This is a genomic window from Nocardioides sp. HB32 (genome assembly GCF_054058995.1).
Window position 1 is genome coordinate 271,125 of record NZ_JBSSBS010000001.1, and the last position, 16,873, is coordinate 287,997.

The 16,873-nt window shown below is 73.0% G+C and carries 20 protein-coding genes; 5 read left to right on the plus strand and 15 right to left on the minus strand.

All coding sequences use genetic code 11. The features are described 5' to 3' along the window. Positions 1-17 precede the first annotated feature (17 nt). Positions 18-887 (minus strand): RNA polymerase sigma-70 factor, encoded by an 870-nt coding sequence (locus tag ACVW2K_RS01375; RefSeq protein WP_457201253.1) that lies wholly within the window; start codon positions 885-887, stop codon positions 18-20. After that, on the minus strand, positions 884-1,495 hold the full coding sequence (locus ACVW2K_RS01380; protein WP_457201254.1) for a carboxymuconolactone decarboxylase family protein: 612 nt from the start codon (positions 1,493-1,495) through the stop codon (positions 884-886). The genes ACVW2K_RS01375 and ACVW2K_RS01380 overlap by 4 nt, the downstream gene beginning before the upstream one ends. 67 nt (positions 1,496-1,562) lie before the next feature. Here ACVW2K_RS01380 and ACVW2K_RS01385 point away from each other — a divergent pair, with 67 nt between their 5' ends. Next, on the plus strand, positions 1,563-2,492 hold the full coding sequence (locus tag ACVW2K_RS01385) for an alpha/beta hydrolase (protein WP_457201255.1): 930 nt from the start codon (positions 1,563-1,565) through the stop codon (positions 2,490-2,492). Then, positions 2,462-2,917, plus strand: a complete 456-nt coding sequence (locus tag ACVW2K_RS01390; RefSeq protein ID WP_457201256.1) for a GNAT family N-acetyltransferase — start codon at positions 2,462-2,464, stop codon at positions 2,915-2,917. The genes ACVW2K_RS01385 and ACVW2K_RS01390 overlap by 31 nt, the downstream gene beginning before the upstream one ends. On the opposite strand, the gene ACVW2K_RS01395 is transcribed toward ACVW2K_RS01390, so the two are convergent. Genes ACVW2K_RS01395 through ACVW2K_RS01420 form a run of 6 tightly spaced genes read right to left on the minus strand, consistent with a single transcriptional unit; the run spans position 2,907 to position 7,844 of the window. Then, positions 2,907-3,962 (minus strand): MBL fold metallo-hydrolase, encoded by a 1,056-nt coding sequence (locus ACVW2K_RS01395; RefSeq protein ID WP_457201257.1) that lies wholly within the window; start codon positions 3,960-3,962, stop codon positions 2,907-2,909. The two genes, ACVW2K_RS01390 and ACVW2K_RS01395, sit on opposite strands and share 11 nt — an antisense overlap. A gap of 10 nt (positions 3,963-3,972) precedes the next feature. Then, entirely contained in the window at positions 3,973-4,779 is an 807-nt protein-coding gene (locus ACVW2K_RS01400) for an SDR family oxidoreductase (protein WP_028638752.1), read from the minus strand. After that, on the minus strand, positions 4,776-5,861 hold the full coding sequence (locus tag ACVW2K_RS01405) for an NAD(P)H-dependent amine dehydrogenase family protein (protein WP_028638751.1): 1,086 nt from the start codon (positions 5,859-5,861) through the stop codon (positions 4,776-4,778). Before ACVW2K_RS01405 ends, ACVW2K_RS01400 begins: the two co-directional genes overlap by 4 nt. A gap of 21 nt (positions 5,862-5,882) precedes the next feature. After that, positions 5,883-7,067 (minus strand): oxidoreductase, encoded by a 1,185-nt coding sequence (locus ACVW2K_RS01410; RefSeq protein WP_457201258.1) that lies wholly within the window; start codon positions 7,065-7,067, stop codon positions 5,883-5,885. Positions 7,068-7,086: 19 nt separating this feature from the next. After that, complete coding sequence (locus ACVW2K_RS01415; RefSeq protein WP_457201259.1) at positions 7,087-7,488, minus strand: hypothetical protein; 402 nt, start codon at positions 7,486-7,488, stop codon at positions 7,087-7,089. Then, positions 7,485-7,844 carry a hypothetical protein gene (locus ACVW2K_RS01420; RefSeq protein WP_036571375.1) on the minus strand — a complete coding sequence of 120 codons (360 nt, stop codon included), beginning with the start codon at positions 7,842-7,844 and terminating at the stop codon, positions 7,485-7,487. Before ACVW2K_RS01420 ends, ACVW2K_RS01415 begins: the two co-directional genes overlap by 4 nt. 16 nt (positions 7,845-7,860) lie before the next feature. Here ACVW2K_RS01420 and ACVW2K_RS01425 point away from each other — a divergent pair, with 16 nt between their 5' ends. Together ACVW2K_RS01425 and ACVW2K_RS01430 are read left to right on the plus strand one after the other, a co-directional pair. After that, positions 7,861-8,610 (plus strand): putative protein N(5)-glutamine methyltransferase, encoded by a 750-nt coding sequence (locus ACVW2K_RS01425; protein ID WP_457201260.1) that lies wholly within the window; start codon positions 7,861-7,863, stop codon positions 8,608-8,610. After that, positions 8,607-9,371, plus strand: coding sequence for an MBL fold metallo-hydrolase (locus tag ACVW2K_RS01430; protein WP_457201261.1), 765 nt, complete (start codon positions 8,607-8,609; stop codon positions 9,369-9,371). The genes ACVW2K_RS01425 and ACVW2K_RS01430 overlap by 4 nt, the downstream gene beginning before the upstream one ends. Here ACVW2K_RS01430 and ACVW2K_RS01435 read toward each other — a convergent pair. The 3 genes from ACVW2K_RS01435 to ACVW2K_RS01445 all read right to left on the minus strand — a co-directional run bounded on the left by ACVW2K_RS01435 (position 9,368) and on the right by ACVW2K_RS01445 (position 11,250). Further along, positions 9,368-10,318 carry an endonuclease/exonuclease/phosphatase family protein gene (locus tag ACVW2K_RS01435; RefSeq protein WP_457201262.1) on the minus strand — a complete coding sequence of 317 codons (951 nt, stop codon included), beginning with the start codon at positions 10,316-10,318 and terminating at the stop codon, positions 9,368-9,370. The two genes, ACVW2K_RS01430 and ACVW2K_RS01435, sit on opposite strands and share 4 nt — an antisense overlap. Positions 10,319-10,492: 174 nt before the next feature. Then, a complete protein-coding gene (locus tag ACVW2K_RS01440; RefSeq protein WP_457201263.1) occupies positions 10,493-10,942 on the minus strand; it encodes a ribonuclease H family protein in 450 nt (149 codons plus the stop codon). Positions 10,943-11,064: 122 nt separating this feature from the next. Further along, positions 11,065-11,250: a hypothetical protein gene (locus ACVW2K_RS01445; protein ID WP_457201264.1), complete on the minus strand. Its 186-nt coding sequence runs from the start codon at positions 11,248-11,250 to the stop codon at positions 11,065-11,067. Between the two features lie 197 nt (positions 11,251-11,447). Here ACVW2K_RS01445 and ACVW2K_RS01450 point away from each other — a divergent pair, with 197 nt between their 5' ends. Further along, on the plus strand, positions 11,448-11,945 hold the full coding sequence (locus tag ACVW2K_RS01450) for a nuclear transport factor 2 family protein (RefSeq protein WP_036571362.1): 498 nt from the start codon (positions 11,448-11,450) through the stop codon (positions 11,943-11,945). A 67-nt stretch (positions 11,946-12,012) separates the two neighbouring features. Here ACVW2K_RS01450 and ACVW2K_RS01455 read toward each other — a convergent pair whose 3' ends face one another. From ACVW2K_RS01455 to ACVW2K_RS01470, 4 genes are all read right to left on the minus strand, one after another. Further along, the gene (locus tag ACVW2K_RS01455) at positions 12,013-13,257 is read right to left on the minus strand and encodes a DUF222 domain-containing protein (protein ID WP_457201265.1); all 1,245 of its coding nucleotides are present in this window, start codon (positions 13,255-13,257) and stop codon (positions 12,013-12,015) included. Between the two features lie 624 nt (positions 13,258-13,881). Next, positions 13,882-14,952, minus strand: coding sequence for an NADH:flavin oxidoreductase/NADH oxidase (locus tag ACVW2K_RS01460; protein ID WP_457201266.1), 1,071 nt, complete (start codon positions 14,950-14,952; stop codon positions 13,882-13,884). Between the two features lie 25 nt (positions 14,953-14,977). Then, a complete protein-coding gene (locus tag ACVW2K_RS01465) occupies positions 14,978-16,135 on the minus strand; it encodes a glycosyltransferase 87 family protein (protein WP_457201267.1) in 1,158 nt (385 codons plus the stop codon). Beyond that, positions 16,132-16,773 carry a lysoplasmalogenase gene (locus ACVW2K_RS01470; RefSeq protein WP_457201268.1) on the minus strand — a complete coding sequence of 214 codons (642 nt, stop codon included), beginning with the start codon at positions 16,771-16,773 and terminating at the stop codon, positions 16,132-16,134. Before ACVW2K_RS01470 ends, ACVW2K_RS01465 begins: the two co-directional genes overlap by 4 nt. Positions 16,774-16,873: the final 100 nt, after the last annotated feature.

Sequence of the window (16,873 nt, forward strand, 5' to 3'; positions counted from 1 at the left end):
GGCGCGAAGCGCCGCCCTCACCTCGTGAGCGTGACGGCGGCGTCCAGCCGGGCGAGCTTGGCCGGGTTGCGGACGACGTAGAGTCCCGTGACCAGGCCGTCCTCCACGACCATCGACGCGATCGTGTCGAGCTCGCCGTCGACCACCACGCGCAGCGCCGGGGCGCCGTTGACGACGACCACGTCGGCGACCGCGTCGAGGCCACCGCTGACCGCGTCGAGGAACCGGACCACCTTGTCGCGCCCGAGGATCGGCCGCAGCGCGGCCTTCTTCACGCCGCCGCCGTCGGTGATCAGCACGACGTCCGGCGCGAGCACGTCCATCAGGCTCTGGATGTCGCCGGTGGCCACCGCGTTGAGGAAGCAGTGCATCGCCCGGTCGTGCTCCGACGAGGTCGGCGCGCCCTGCGGCCGACGCTCGTCGACGTGGGCCCGGGCGCGGTGCGCGATCTGGCGTACGGCGGCCGGCGTCTTGTCGACGGCTGCCGCGATCTCGTCGTACCCGAAGGCGAAGACCTCGCGCAGCACGAACACCGCGCGCTCGGTGTGACCGAGCGACTCGAGCAGGGTGAGCATCGCCATCGACACGCTGTCGGCGAGCTGGACGTCCTCGGCCACGTCCGGGGTGGTGAGGAGCGGCTCGGGCAGCCACGGGCCGACGTAGGACTCGCGGCGGCGGGCGTTGGTGCGCATCCGGTTCAGGGCCAGCCGGGTGGTGATCCGGACCAGGTAGGCGCGCTCGTCGCGCACCTCGGCCGCGTCCACCTCGGACCAGCGCAGCCAGGTCTCCTGGAGGACGTCCTCGGCGTCCGCCGCGGAGCCGAGCATCTCGTAGGCCACCGTGAAGAGCAGGTTGCGGTGCTCGACGAAGACGTCCGTGTTCCTCATGCGTGCCCCGATGGGTCCCGCGGTGCGTCCCTCACAGCACCCGACGGTACGGCGAGCGGCAGCTCGCACACATCCGAATAACCCTGGCTCTGCAGCCCGGCGGCGGAGTTGAAGCGCGACCGCATGTTCTCGACCGCGACGATCTGGGTGAGCTCGACGACCGCGGGTGTCCCGAGCTGGGCGAGCAGGCTGACGGTCATCTCGTCGGTGACCGTCATCGGCGTGGTGGACATGGCCTCGGCGTACGCGAGCACCTCGCGCTCCAGCGAGGTGAACACGCCCGACTCGCGCCACCGGGGCACCTCGCGGACCTTCGCCTCGTCGAGACCGTCGTTGTGGGCGAGGAAGTAGCCGAAGTCCATGCACCAGCTGCACCCGATCACGGACGCGCTCGCGAGCTGGGCGTACGACTTCAGCGACGGGTCGAGCTCGCGCCACTTGGCGACCTTGCCCTCGAAGCCGAGGACCGCCTTGAGCACCGGCTTGTGGTGGAAGTAGACGTGGACCCCGTCCGGGACCTCGCCGTAGGTCCGGCGGGCGTACGCCGTGAGGAACTTGCCGTAGAGGCCCGTCACGGGGGCCTTGGGGATGCGGAATGTGCTGGGCATGCTGACTCCTCGTTCTCGATCGTCGACCACGAGACACCGACCACCGCGGATCTGTGACACTCCCCCCATGCGCCCGAGCCGTCGACACGAGCTCCTCGCCTGGGCCCTCCCCCGACTGCGGGGCAGCGCCGAGCTCGAGAGCCCGGAGACCGAGCGCGCCGCCCTCCTGGCGTGGCAGGCGAAGGCGCGGTCGACGACGAAGGGCGGGGTCCGCCGCGAGCTGGTGCCGCGCTTCGAGAAGCGCTTCTCGGTCCTCACCGAGGAGCTGAAGGGGGCGAGCGGCGAGTTCCCGTCGTACGTGATCACCCCGCGCGGCAGCGACCCGCACCGGACCGTCGTCTACCTGCACGGCGGCGGGTACGTCGCCGGCGTCGACCCGTTCCACGTCCGCTACCTGGCGCGCCTCGCGACCGCGCTCGACGCGCGGATCGTGCTGCCGGACTACCCGCTCGCGCCCGCCCACACGTGGCGCGACTCCCACGACCAGGTCGCCGACCTGACCGAGCGCTGGGCGGCGGACTCCGACGACCTGGTGCTGGCGGGGGACTCGGCCGGCGGTGGCTTCGCGCTCGCGGTCGCGGTGACGCTCCGGGACCGCGGCGGCCCGCAGCCCGGCCGGCTGCTCCTGCACTCGCCCTGGGTGGACCTGACGACCAGCACGCCGGAGACGGCGGCGTACTCCGCGGACGACCCGTGGCTCTTCCTCGGGAAGCTCGAGGCGTACGCCGGCTGGTGGGCCGGCACGCCCGAGGACCTCGGCCGCCCGGAGGTGTCACCGGCGCTGGGCGACCTGTCCGGGCTGCCGCCGGCGCTGACGTTCTGCGGCACCCGCGACACCCTCGCGCCGGGCTGCCGCATGCTCGCGCGGCGCGCGGCCGGGGCCGGCTGGGACCTCACGTACGTCGAGCGGCCCGGACTCCTCCACGTCTATCCCCTGCTGCCCCTGATCCCGGAAGCGAGAGACGCATGGCGAAGCACACTGGCATTCCTCCGCTGAGGGCCGTCGCGGTTCCCTTCGACCGGCTCGATCCCTATGCGGTGTACGCGATCTGCAAGCTCCGGCAGGACGTCTTCGTCGTCGAGCAGCAGTGTCCCTACCCCGATCTCGACGCCCGGGACGTCGACCCGGAGACCCGGCACGTCCTGCTGTCCATCGACGACGCGCTGCTCGGCTACGGCCGGGTGCTCGACGAGGGCGAGACCTGGCGCATCGGTCGCGTCCTCCTCGCGCCCGATGCCCGTGGACGCGGCTGGGCAGACCTGATCATGAGGACCGCGTTGGACGTGTCGAAGGGCCGTGACGTCGTCCTCGACGCGCAGTCGCCGCTGGTGCGTTGGTACGCGTCCCTCGGGTTCGAGGTCGACGGACCGGAGTTCCTCGAGGACGGGATCCCGCACACCCCGATGCGGCTCAGCCGGTAGCGGAGTAGCGCACGCCGTCCGCGGTGTGCTCGGCGCTCGCCCGGCCCTGCGCGACGAGCAGGTCCAGGTGCGCCTTGGTCTCCATCGAGGCCATCCCCTGGGCGAAGAGGTCCAGCTCGTCGTACGCGTGGTCGTGGCGGGTCCACGGCAGGTGGTGGGCGACCTGGTGCCCGGTGAGCGGACCACCGGCGAGGGCGGCGAGGCTGAGGTCGAGCCGCTTCTCGTGGTGCACGAGGAGCTCGTCCACCCGGGCGTGCGAGGACGGCGCGACCGGACCGTGCGCGGGCAGGACCGTCAGGTCGGGCAGCGCGCGCACCTTGGTGAGCGAGGCCATGAAGTCGCCGAGCGGGTCGGCCACGGCCGGCACCGTGAAGCCGATCGACGGCGTGATCGTCGGCAGCACGTGGTCGCCCGCGAAGAGCAGGCCGGCGGCCTGCTCGGCGAACACGAAGTGGCCGGGCGTGTGGCCGGGCGTGTGCACGGCGTCGAGCGTGCGGTCGCCGACCGCGATCCGCTGGTCGCCCACGAGCCAGGTGTGCGGGTACTGCCACCACGCCGGGTCCGGCAGCTCGGCCGGACCGGCCGCCCACTGGTCGGCGACCTCGTGCGCGCCGGCGGTGCGCAGCACGTCGAGGAACGGGTTGCCGGTGAGCTCGAGCTTGCCGTTGAGCAGGTCCAGGCCCGGCTTCTCGTCGAGGCCGAGCGCGACGTCGGCGGCGTACTCGTGGCCGAGCACGGTCGCCAGCGTGTAGTGGTCGCGGTGGATGTGGGTGACCAGGAAGCGCCGGATGTCGCCGAAGCCGAAGCCGATGTCGCGCAGGCAGCGCTCGAGCAGGTTGCGGGCGACCTCGATCGACCAGCCGCCGTCGATCAGCGTGAGGCCGTCGTCGGTCTCGATCGCGTACACGTTGACGGCCTTGAGCCCGTCCATCGGCAGCGGCAGCGGGATCCGGTGGATCCCGTCGGCCACCCGCCACGCGCCTTCCTTGCTCCAGTGCTCGCCCGAGTCCGGCGAGACGGCGTGCGCCGTGGAGGTCGTGGTCACGGGTCGGACCCTACGGCGCGATGTCCGGGAACCCGAGGTCGAGGGTCGGTTGCTGGATGCCGCCGTCGATCTCGAGCAGCTTGCCGGTGACGTACTGCCCGGCCTTCGAGGCGAGGTAGAGGACACCGGCCGCGATGTCCTCGGGCTCGCCGACGCGGCCGAGCGGCGTCTTCGTCTCGAGCTGGCTCATCATCTCGGGCTGGCCGGCGACGTACTCGAGAGCGCTGGTCATGATCGAGCCGACGTAGATCCCGTTGACGCGGATCCGCGGCGCGAGGTCCCGGGCGGCCATCTTGGTCCAGTGCGCGAGCGCGGCCTTGGCGGTGCCGTAGGCGATGAAGCCGCGGTCCGCCGTCCGGCCCATCATCGAGCTGATCGTGACGACGCTCTTCTGGGCGCCGTCGTCGTCCTGCAGCATCAGCGGCACGGCCGCCCTGGTCAGCGCATGGGCGGTGGTGACGTTGAACGCGAACGCCTCGTTGAGGAACTCGTTGCTGGTCTTGAGGAACTCGGTCGGGAACGTGCCGCCGACGTTGTTCACGACCGTGTCGAGCCGGCCGAACTCGTCGTACGCCGCCTGCGCGAGGCCGGCGACGGCGTCCAGGTCGCTGAGGTCGGCCGGTACGACGAGGCACCGCCGTCCGGCGGCGCGGACCTGCTCGGCGACCCGGTCCAGCTGGCGCTCCGTGCGCGCGGAGATGAGGACGTCGGCGCCCGCCTCGGCGAGGGCGACGGCCGTGCCGGCGCCGAGCCCGCGGCCGGCGCCCGTGACGATCGCGACCTGGCCGGGGATCGCGAAGCGGTCGAGGATGGTCATGCCTTGCTCACCAGGCCCTTGCCGGTCACCAGCGGCAGGTCGAGCGCGGTCACCAGGCCGCCCTTCGCCGCGACCACGGCCGGGACCGTGTTCACGATCCGCTGCGCGGTGACGATCATCCCGGACACGTTGTGGTCGCCGTGCTCGCCGTGGTGGACGAAGTCGCACTGCATGAAGGGCTCTCCCTTGATCACGATGCGGTAGCAGCCGTCACCCTCGGGCGGGGTCGGCCACTCGGGCACCTGGTCGGGCGCCGTACGGGTGATGTGGTCGAGCACGACGCGGGGCACGCCCTCGACCTTGCCGATCACCTGGAACCGGACGGCGCCCATGGTGCCGGCCTTGACCTCGCCCGACACGCTCTCGGTGTCGACCTCCGCCGGGCGTCGGTCGACGTCCTCGGTCAGCGGCTCGTCCAGGGTGATCCCGAGCCCGGCGGCGAGCTGCCGGACCACGCTGCCCCAGGCCATGCTCAGGATCCCGGGCGCGAAGAGGAACCCGGGCTGGTCCATCGGCTTGCCGAAGCCGAACAGGTCGTTCATCACGACCGGCTGGTAGTACGTCGAGTAGTCGCAGATCTCCATGACCCGCACCTCGTCGATGCGCTGGCTGAGGCTGGTGAGGACCAGCGGCAGCACGTCGTTCGCGAAGCCCGGGTCGATGCCGTTGACGTGCAGGCTCGCTCCGGTCCGCTCCCCGGCCTTGGTGATCCGCTCCATCAGCTCCGGCGGCAGGATCTGCTCCGGCCACTGCAGCAGCACCGGGCCGCTCGAGGTCACGTTCACCCCCGCCTCGAGGAACCCGGTCAGGTCCTCGATGGCCTCGAACACCCGGTCGTCGGTCATCGCGGTGTGCACGATCGCGTCCGGCTTCATCGCCAGCAGCTCGTCGCGGTCCGTGGTCGCCGGGACCCCGAGCTCGCGGCCCAGCTCGGCCAGCTCGCCGGCGTCCTTGCCGTGCTTGGCGGGGTTCGACACCCACACCCCGACCAGCTCGAGGTCCGGGTGCGCGTCGATGCCGGCGATCGCGTGCCGCCCGACGGTGCCCGTGGACCACACGACGACCTTCAGTGGTTCTGCCATGCGGTCAACCTAGAACATGTTCTAGTTTCGCGGAAGGGGCGCCGCCGTGATGACCGGGCAGCGGGTCCCGGAGTAGATGGTCGGCATGCAGCGGTTGCAGTGGATGCAGACGCCGGCGGCGGCCTGCTCGGACTGGAGCCGGTCGACCAGGTCGGGCTCGCGGAGCAGCGCCCGGCCCATCGCCACGAAGTCGAAGCCGTCGGCCATCGCCTGCTCCATGGTGTCGCGTCGGTTGATGCCGCCGAGCAGCATCAACGGCAGGGACAGCCCGGCGCGGAACCGCAGCGCCTTCTCCCGGAAGTAGGCCTCCTCGAACGGGTAGCTCTTGAGGAAGCCCTTGCCGACCGGGGTCTTCATGCCGAGTCGTACGACGAGCGGCATGGTCGAGGCGAACTCCGAGACCGGGGCGTCACCGCGGAACAGGTACATCGGGTTCATCAGCGACGAGCCGCCGCTCATCTGCAGCGCGTCCAGGCATCCGTCGGCCTCGAGCAGCTGCGCGTACGCCAGCCCCTCCTCGGTCGTGACCCCGCCCTTGAACCCGTCGGAGAGCGAGACCTTGGCCGTGAGCGCCACCTCCGCACCCACCTCGTCGCGTACGGCGCGCGCGACCTGGCGCCCCAGCCGGGCGCGGTTCTCCAGCGAGCCGCCCCACCGGTCCTTGCGGCGGTTCAGCCCGGGCGCGAGGAAGGAGGAGATCAGGTAGCTGTGCGCCATGTGCAGCTCGAGCACGTCGAAGCCGGCCCGGACCAGGGTCCGGGCGGCACTGACGTACGCCCGGGTGATCCGGGTCAGGTCCGCCTCGGAGGCCGACCCGATCATCTGCATCGACAGCGGGCTCGGCATCCGCGACGCGCTGAGCGCCTTGACCCCGTTGGACCGGCCGTTGGCGACCGGGCCGGCGTGCCCGACCTGGCCGGCGATCGCGGCGCCGGTCGCGTGGATCGCGTCGGTGAGCCGCTGCAGCCCCGCCAGCGAGTGCTCGCCCACGACGATCTGCTCGCGGTGGGTGCGGCCCTCCGGCGCGATCGCGAGGTACGCGACCGTGGTGAGGCCGACGCCGCCGCGGGTGACCGACGCGTGGTACTCGATCAGCTCGTCGGTGACCCGCCCCTCGGGCGTCCGGCCCTCGAAGGTGGCGGCCTTGACGGTCCGGTTGCGCAGCCGCACCGGGCCCAGGGTCGCGGGGGCGAAGACGTCGGTCACGAGCCGAATCTAGAACACGTTACAGATTCGTGCGAGTGTCCTGCTTCTGCCGCCGCAGCCACAGCAGGCCGGCGATCGGCAGCACCGCGGGCACGAAGCCGTAGCCGATGCCGTAGTCCGACCACACCGACGCGTCGGGGAACCAGCGCTCGACCGCGATGCTCAGCGTGCCGACGGTGAGCACGCCCCCCAGCTCGATCCAGAGCATCACGCTCGCGAATCCCGTGCGGCCGGCCGACGCCTCGCGGATCGCGTACCACCCGAGCGCGTAGGTGACCGCCGCCGCGAGCGAGAGCCAGTACGCGACCGGGGCCTCGTCGTACTGCGTGGTCAGCTGGACGAGCGCCCGCGCACCGGCGGCGAGGGTGAACAGGGCGTAGAACGCGAGCAGGACCTTGTGCGGCCCCGAGCGGGTGCTCATGCGGTCATCTCCAGTCGTACGGCGATCACGCCGATCGCGAGCGCGGCGACCGCGACGACCGCCGACGACCAGACGGCCCGATCGCCCTCGATCGACTTCATCGCGATCGGCAGCACGCAGATCGACGCGATCAGGTAGCCGACGTACGTCGAGGTCGAGTCGGGCTCGTCGTCACCCACCAGCGGGCCGAGGCCGGCGAGGGCCCGGACGATGAGCAGCAGCTCGAGCATCCACACCATCTGGTCCAGCCAGCGCGGCCGCTCCCGGCGACGGAGAGCGATGACCAGCGCGAGCACCGCAACGAGCACGGCGTACCCGACCACGATGTAGGTGATCTGGGTGGAGACGCTCGGCATGGGAGCATCATCGGCCATGGATGCCGACGTCCTCACAGCCACCCTCCGGGCGGCGGGGTGCGTCTTCGCCGAGGAGGAGGCGGCGCTGCTCCTGCGCGAGGCAGCGGACGAGGACGCGCTCGCCGCGATGGTCGCCCGTCGGGTCGGGGGCGAGCCCCTGGAGCAGGTGGTCGGGTACGCCGAGTTCTGCGGGCTGCGGATCGCGGTGGCTCGCGGGGTGTTCGTGCCCCGCCAGCGCTCGAGGGCACTGGTCGACGCGGCCGCCGCCGGCCTGCACGCCGGCGACGTGGTCGTCGACCTCTGTTGCGGGACGGGCGCCCTCGGGGCCGCGGTCCTCGCAGCCGTCCCCGGCATCGAGCTGCACGCCGCCGACATCGACCCGGCCGCGGTCGCCTGCGCGAGGCGCAACGTGCCGCGCGTCCACGAGGGTGACCTGTACGACGCCCTGCCCGACGACCTCCGCGGCCGGGTGACGGTCATCGTCGCGAACGCGCCGTACGTGCCGACCGACGCGATCGCGACGATGCCGCCCGAGGCCCGCGACCACGAGCACCGGGTCGCCCTCGACGGCGGCGCCGACGGGCTCGACGTGCAGCGGCGGGTGGTCGCGGGGGCGCCCGACTGGCTCGCGCCGGGGGGTCGGGTGCTCGTCGAGTCCAGCGACCGTCAGGCGGCCGTCAGTGCGGCGCTGATGGCGGCGGCGGGACTGGACGCCGAGGTCGACGGCCAGGCGGTCGCCGGCACGCGCACTACAGTCCAACCGTGAGCACCGGCCTCGCCCTCACCTGGTGGGGGCACGCCTCGACGACCGTCGAGATCGGTGGCACGCGGGTCGCGACCGACCCCCTGCTGGGCGACCGGCTGCTGCACCTGCGGCGGTACGCCGCCCGCCCGGCCGCCCACGCGTTCGAGGCCGACGTGGTGCTGATCTCGCACCTCCACCACGACCACCTGCATCTCCCGTCGCTGCGCCGCTTCGGCCGCGAGGTGCCCATCCTGGTGCCGCGCGGCGGGGAGTCGCTGCTGAGGTCGGTCGGCGCCGATCGCGTGCAGCCCGTCGCCCCCGGCGACGTGGTCGAGGTCGCCGGCGTGACCGTCACGGTGCTGCCCGCGACCCACGACGGCGGCCGCGGCCCGCACACCAAGGTGACCGGGCCGGCGCTGGGGTTCCGGGTCGACGGCGGCGACCGCTCGTTCTGGTTCCCCGGCGACACCGAGCTGCGCCCGGACATGGGGAAGGTCGGCCACGTCGACCTGGCTCTGGTCCCGATCGGCGGGTGGGGTCCGACCCTCGAGGACGGCCACATGAACCCGGTCGACGGCGCAGCCGCGGTGCTCGCCGTCGGCGCGACCGTCGCGGTCCCGGTGCACTGGGGGACGTTCTGGCCGATCGGCCTGCGCCGGGTCGCGAAGGCCAACCACGAGCGGCTGTTCACCACACCGGGGCAACGGTTCCTCGAGGCGATGGCGGGCCAGACCGAGGTCAGCGCGCTGCTCGCCGAGCCCGGCGTGCGGCTCTCGTTCTAGGACAGCACCAGTCGCGCGAGCAGCGCGTTGTGGTCGCTGTTGAATCCGCCGAGCACCCACTGGCCGGCGAACCGGATCCGCCCCTCGGCGTACGCCTGACGGTCGGCCCAGACGTAGTCGATGTTGCGGCCGTTCTCCGGGTAGGTGGGCGGGACGTCCATCCCGAGCTTCATGTACGACGAGATCGCGATCGGTCCCAGCGTCGCCCGCGGCGCGCTCGAGAGGTGGTGCACGGCATCCGCGCGGGCGTCGAAGTTGTAGTCGCCCGTGCCGACAATCCAGCGCCCGGGCGCCTGCTTCCAGATGTCGGCGATGCGGTGCAGCTGGTTGCGGGCCCGGTAGGCGTTGATCGTCGGCGTCCACCGGCCCGGCCGCGCGAAGTCCTCGATCTTCTGCGGGAGGTGGGCGTCGACGACGGTGAGCAGCCGGCCGGTGAGCCGGTGCTGCAGCGTGACGGTGACGACCAACCGGTTGCCGAACGGATACCGGCCCTCGCGGTAGCTCACGCCGAACGCGACCTGGCGCTGGCGCGCGGCGACGAGCCGGAACTCCGAGGCCCGCCACGACACCGCGAGCTCGGAGTGCCGCTGGCCGAAGGGGAAGGTCCTGGTCTGCCAGCCGGGCAGGTCGTGCAGCGCCCCGGCGAACCGGTCCGCCTCCTGCCAGCCGACCACGTCGACCCCGGGGTGCCGGATCAGCCGCATCGCGTCCTGGTGGGCGTGCGCGGTCGAGAGCCGGCGGAACATGTTGAAGCTGGCGACCCCGACGGCAGCAGGCTTGAGGTGCACGGGCGCGACGCCGTGGGTCCCCTGGCCGCCCGCCACCCGCTGCGGGTCGGGCGTGCGCGGCTCGACGGCGCGGGCCGAGGTCGTCATCGACGTGGTGGTGATCTGCGCCGGCGGCTGCGGGTCGTCGTCGACGAACGGCGCGACCGCCAGCGCAGCCACGGTCGCGATCAGCAGGAGTGGCGGCGGCCCCGCCCAGCGCAACCCTCGCCGGGGCAGGGGTCGGCCGAGGTCATGGCGGCGCCCCAGACGGACCCGTCGGACCACGCTGCTTCCCCTCAGCTCGTTCGTCAGGTCCGATCACGCTAGCCCCAGCAGCATCTGGGGCCTCGCAGGTCACGCGAGTGTCGGCGGATTCTCCCGACAGGCTGCGACCGCGAGCCGGTCCACGAAGTCGTTCATCGCGTGACCGGAGTGGCCCTTCACCCAGCTGAACGCGACGTCGCCGCGGTCGTGGAACAGCGTGATCAGCGGCTCCCAGAGGTCCCGGTTCGCGACCGGCGTGCGGGCGGAGCTCACCCAGCCGCGGTCCAGCCAGCCCTGCCACCACCGGTCGCGGAAGCAGTTGACGACGTACGTCGAGTCGCTCACCACGAGCAGCGGCCCGTCGAGCGCGCGGACCGCCTCGAGCGCGGCCCGGATCTCCATCCGTTGGTTGGTCGAGGCCGACTCGTGGCCGGAGGTGTACACGCTCGTGTCGACCGCCCAGGCCCAGCCGCCGGGGCCGGGGTTGCCGGAGCAGGCGCCGTCGGTGAACACCTCGCGGGCGCCGGGAGGGACCGGCATGGCGGGACGAGCGGGGCGGGGGGTGCGAGAAGGGCGAGCCACGGGGAGCACCCTCGCACGAGTGGCGGGCGACCGGGCCGGGGAGCCGGTCGTCCCGCCACTCGGGGTGCGGTGCGCACGCGTCAGGCGGCGCGTCGAGCGGCCGCCGCGACGGCCGGGTGGGCGGCGGAGATCGCGACGACGGGGTGGGTCGGGCGGCGACGCGACTCGGTCGCGAGCACCACCAGGGTGCCGACGGCCATCGCGATCGCGATGCCGGCGATGACGAAGAAGCCGATGAGGGCCGGCTGGAGGGACGAGACGTCCATGGTGTTGCTCCTTGTTCGGTCGGGTTGGTGTGATCACGCTCCCGCGGGGGCCTTGGAGGCCACTGGGAGGCGACTTGGAGGTCAGCGGGGGGCGAGCTCCGGGGCGAACGCGCTCTCGACGAATAGCTCGGGGCGGGACAGGTGCGCGAGCTGCTCGCACCGTCGCGACCTAGAACGTGTTCCACTACAGTCCCCGCATGGGCAGCTACTCCCGCGAGGAGCTCGAGCAGGCGTTCCAGCAGTACCAGGACGAGGTCGACCGGATCGCCGGGTCGGGCGACTGGGCCCGGTTCGCGGACCTGTTCGCCGAGGACGCGACGTACCGGGAGCACGCGTACGGCGACTTCGCCGGCCGTGAGGACATCCGCACCTGGATCGTGCGCACGATGACGACGTTCCCCGGCAGCGAGATGCCGCGCTTCCCGATCGAGTGGTACGTCGTCGACGAGGAGCGCGGCCGGATCGTCTGCGAGGTGTGGAACGACCTGGTCGACCCCGGCGACGGGCAGCGGCACGGCGCCAGCAACATCACGATCCTCACCTACGCCGGCGGCGGGCTGTGGTCCTGCGAGGAGGACGTCTACAACCCCGCGACGTTCCTGCGCGCCACCCGCAGGTGGGCGAAGGTGGCCGGCGCGAACGGCCGGCTGTCCGACGAGGGCCGGGAGTGGCTGGCAGCGTTCGCCACGCAGTGAAGGCGCGGTGGGCGTCGACGCGGCGTTGCGGTGCTACGTGACCGGTGGGTTGCTGAGACGCTCTCTGTCACGTTCGCCGGTGGAAGGTGACGTCGCCGTTGGGGTGGTGGGTGGTCCGGTAGTTGGTGTCGTGGGCGCGGGCGTGGTGCCAGGGGCACAGGGAGATGCCGTCGGCGAGGTCGGTGTGGCCGCCGTCGGTCCACCGGGTCTTGTGGTGGGCGTGCAGGCCGGTGGCGCGGTCGCAGCCCTCGGCGCGGCAGCCGCGGTCGCGGACCAGCATCGCGGTCCGTTGGGCCTCGGTGAACAGGCGCCGCTTGCGGCCCACGTCCAACGGCTGGGAGTCGCCGTCCAGGACGACCGGGATGATCCCGGCCTGGCAGGCCAGCCGCCGGGCCATGCTCGGGGAGATCTTCTCCCCGGTGTCCAACACCCCCGCCTTCTCGAGGCGGCCGAGCAGCACGTCGAGGTCGATCAGCACCACCGCGGTCGCGGAGACGCCGCCGGTGGTCGGGAGCCGGTCGGCGGGGTAGCGCTCGATCAGCTCGCACAACGCCCGCCCCCACGCCTCGGGGGTCTCCGGCCGCTCCACCCCGGAACCCTGGGTGGCGGCCACGTGCCGGGGCGCGGCCAGGGCGCCGAGGATCTTCCGGAGGGTGGCGCCGTGGAAGGTGGGCACCGTGAAGGTGCCGTGGGTCTTGCCCTGCCCGTCGTCGTACATCGAGAGCCGGCAGGCCTTGGCGGCCGCGGCCTCCTCCTTCGCAAGGAGCGCGGCTTCGCGGGCGTCGGCCTCCTCGGGGGCGACCACCTCGAACAGGTGCTTCCCGAGCCGGTTCAGGGCTTTCGCGTCGTGGTGCCGGGCCAGCTCCAGCAGGTGCGCCTCGGCCGCGGCGACCTTCCCGGCCGGGACCGTGTCCGGGAGGTCCTCGACCCAGCGGATCACCACCCGCGCCTGGTCCGCCAACACCCGCCCAGCGGCCAGCGCGTCCCGAGTCGGGCGATGCGCCTCGAGGTCACGGCCGAGCCGCACCGCCGCGTACGCCGCGGCCCGGGTCGCCTTCGTCTCGTGGGCCAGCCAGTTCGCCGCCGACGAGGCCCCGACCTCCCGGCCCACCCCGACGTCCTCGGCGTGCGCGGCGACCCGGGCCTTGAGCTCGACCAGCCGGGCTTCGGCGCGCTGCAGCGCGACCAGCGTCTGGCCGGTCTCGACCGGGTCCATCGACCACACCGACGCATCGGCGACCGCGTCCAGCTCGGCGTGCACGTGCGCGGTCGCGACACTGACCCGGTGCCGGGGAGTCGCGATCGCTGTCATGGATCCATCACAGCACCGGCCACCGACACTCAGATGCTCAGAACCCTTGTTTTGACCAGCATTCGGACAATCCCGGAAGATTCTTCAGCAGAAACTTTCGCGGCATCTGCCGCGGACCTGGAAGCCGGCAGATCGCGCCGCCCCGAGCAGCCCTGCAGGCACGACTGATCTCCCGGCGCGGCCCCGCAAGCCGGGAAGCCACGGCGACCACCCGCCGCCGTTCCCGTCGCTGCCATCTCGGTCAACCCCAGCGGGCCGCGAGGTCCCGCCAATCGACGCGGCCCCGCAAGCCGGGAAGCCACGGCGACCACCCGCCGCCGTTCCCGTCGCTGCCATCTCGGTCAACCCCAGCGGGCCGCGAGGTCCCGCCAATCGACGCGGACCCGCAGGCCGGGAAGCCACGGCGACCACCCGCCCGCCGTTCCCGTCGCTGCCATGTCGGTCTCAACCCCAAGATGGCCGCGAGGTGCCGCCAGTCCAAGCGGTCCGCAAGCCGGGAAGCGACCTCGACCCGAGCCCGCCGTACCCGCTTCGCTCCCTTCGGTCGCCACCACCCAGGGACCCGCAGCCCGCCGTCACCAACGGGCCACGCGGTACCCGGTCGATCGACCGCAGCCGACCGGCTCAGGGCGCCGCGCGCCGGTACTGCAACGGCCAGAGGTCGGCCTCGGTCTCGCCGAGCTCGTGGGCCGCCCGCAGCGGCCAGTGCGGGTCCCGGAGCAGCTCGCGCGCGAGCAGCACGACGTCGGCCGAGCCCTCGGCCAGGATCTCCTCGGCCTGCTTGGGCTCGGTGATCTTCCCGACCGCGCCGGTCGGGATGCCGGCCTCGGCGCGGACCCGCGCGGCGAACGGCACCTGGTAGCCGGGACCCACCGGGATCCGGGCGACCACGTTGCCGCCGCTCGAGGTGTCGACGAGGTCGACGCCCTCCTCGCGCAGCAGACCCGCGAGCCGCACGGTGTCGTCCGCGCTCCAGCCGCCGTCGACCCAGTCGGTGGCGGAGAGGCGCACGAGGAGCGGGACCCCGGCGGCAACCCGTCGCCGCACCTCTTGCACGACCTCGAGCACGAGGCGGGTGCGGTTCTCGAACGAGCCGCCGTACTCGTCGTTCCGGTGGTTCGACAGCGGCGAGAGGAACTCGTGCAGCAGATAGCCGTGCGCGGCGTGGACCTCGAGCACGTCGAAGCCGGCCGCCACCGCGCGCTCGGCGGCATCGCCGAACGCGGTCACGACCCGCTCGACACCGGCGCGGTCGAGCGGCTCGGGGTCCTCACGGAGACCCGGGAACGGCTCCGCCGACGGACCGACAGGGCGCCACCCACCATCGGAGTCCGGGACGCCACCGCGGGCGCCGGTGAAGCCGGAGTACGTCGAGGCCTTGCGGCCCGCGTGCGCGAGCTGGATGCCCGCGGCGGCACCCTGGTCGTGCACGAAGTCGACGATCCGGCGCCAGGCGGCCTGCTGCTCGTCGTTCCAGATCCCGGTGTCCTCCGGGCTGATCCGGCCCTCCGGCACCACTGCCGTCGCCTCGGTGAGGACCAGGCCGGCCCCGCCCCGGGCGAACGACCCGAGGTGGACCAGGTGCCAGTCGTTCGGGACCCCACCGAGGGCGGAGTACTGGCACATGGGCGCGACCCAGACGCGGTTGCGGATCGTCACCTCTCGAAGGGTGATCGGGGAGAAGAGGAGGCTCACGACCGTGAGCAACCCCGTGCGGCGGCTACGGATTCCCGAGCGCGGGCGCCCGGGACCGCACCCGCTGGAACGGGAAGAACACGAGCACCGGCACCAGGAAGTAGCCGACCCTGCTGTACGGGACGAGCAGGAACGCCAGGCAGAGACCGAGGGCGATCCGCGACGCGGCCCAGCTGACCTCGGGTGACGAGCGCGCGATGCACCAGGCGGCGAAGGCGAGCCCGCCCGCGAGCACGATCGCGAGCGACGCCCAGGACGGGATCCCGGCCGTGCGGAGCATCACTCCGGGCAGCGGCGACGCCGCCGGTGACTGCACGAGCGACTTCCCCGACGGGAACTCGACGACGTTCGCCCACATCGCCCGCGGGTCGTTGGCGGCCACCGGCAGCACGGCCAGCAGCGCTGTCCCCACGGAGATCGCGGCGAACCGCGCCGCCGCTGCCAGGCCGTCGCGACGGTAGATGCAGACCGCGAGGACGAACGCCGCGCACACGCCGGTCGGCTTCATCGCCATCGTCAGCCCGATCGCGACCGCGCTCCAGGAGTACCGGTGCCGCGAGACGAGGGCGATCGCCAGCACCGTGAGCGCCGCCTGGGGCACGTCGACGCCGCTCACCGCGACAGCGGCGGCGACGACGGGGCACGCGAGCAGCAGCAGCAGCCGGGTGTCGAGGGCGGCAACCGCGTCCTGCGGGCCGGCGGGCACCCGCGGCGCCCAGAACCGGACGGCGGCGAGGGCCACCACGAGCAGCGCGAGGGCCGGGATGCGCAGGTCCCCGCCGGCCACCGGGAGCAGCCCGAAGAGGTAGAGCACCGGGAGGTACGGGCGGTAGTCGTAGACCGACGACGGGTTCGTCAGGTAGGGGCTTCCCGCATCGAGCAGGCGCACCGCCCCGTTGTGCACGACGTGGATCTCGGGCTGGCCGTGCGCGCCGGCGACCAGGCCGATGGTCGGTACGACGACCGCGCCGACCACCGCCACCAGGCAGGAGCGCCGCGAGCCCAGCCCGATCGAGAGCCCGAGCAGCGCCGCGGCGTACCCGATCGTGGCGGCCGCCGCCCAGGACCGCTGGTTCTCCCGGCTGGGATCGACCAGCACCCAGAGCGCGAACGCGAGGTAGGCGGCGAGGACGAGGCGCTCGGTCCCGAGCTGTCGGACGAGGTCCGCGCCGCGCGCTCTCATCGGACCCGGGCCGTCCCGTCGGCGATGCACCACTGGGCCGCGGTGTAGGTGGCCATCACCGCCCCGTCCAGCGCGGGGGCACGGTCGCGCAGCAGGAACGTGCGCACCCCGAGCAGGGTGTCCGACAGCAGGAACAGCGACGCGCCCGCGAGCACCCGGGTCCGTCCCCGGTCGCGGTCGATCGCCGAGGCCGCCGCGACCATCGCGGCCAGGGTCGAGCCGTACGCCGCGACCGGCAGCGCCACCGCGGTGTCCTCGCGCGCGGCGGCCGCGGCCATCCCCGCCGCAGCGAGCCCGCCGGCCACCAGCACCCGGCGTCGCCCCGGCGAGCCGAGCAGCGGCACCGAGGACCGGCCCCGGAACGCCACGACGTACGCGACGTGCGCGGCGAGGAAGGAGCACAGCCCGGCCAGGAACGGGCGTCTCCCCTCGCGCATCAGCGCGACGTCACCGGCCCACGAGCAGGCCTGCGCCGCGGCCACCACCGGGCCCGCACCGCGACGGACCGCGAGCGCCGGCATCAGCAGGGGCTTGGTGACACTTCGCCAGCGCCGCCACCGCGGGGGCGCGGCGGCCAGCACGGTGTCGGTGACGGCCAGCACGCCGTAGGCGGCGCCGGCGACGGCGTGTGGTCGCACCCCGCACAGCCTGCCCGATGCGAGGGGAAGCAGGAAGCCCGGAGCCCCCGTCGTGGCTGCTAGCATCCGCCGGTCGGCGATCCGGTCCACCCGACCCGGA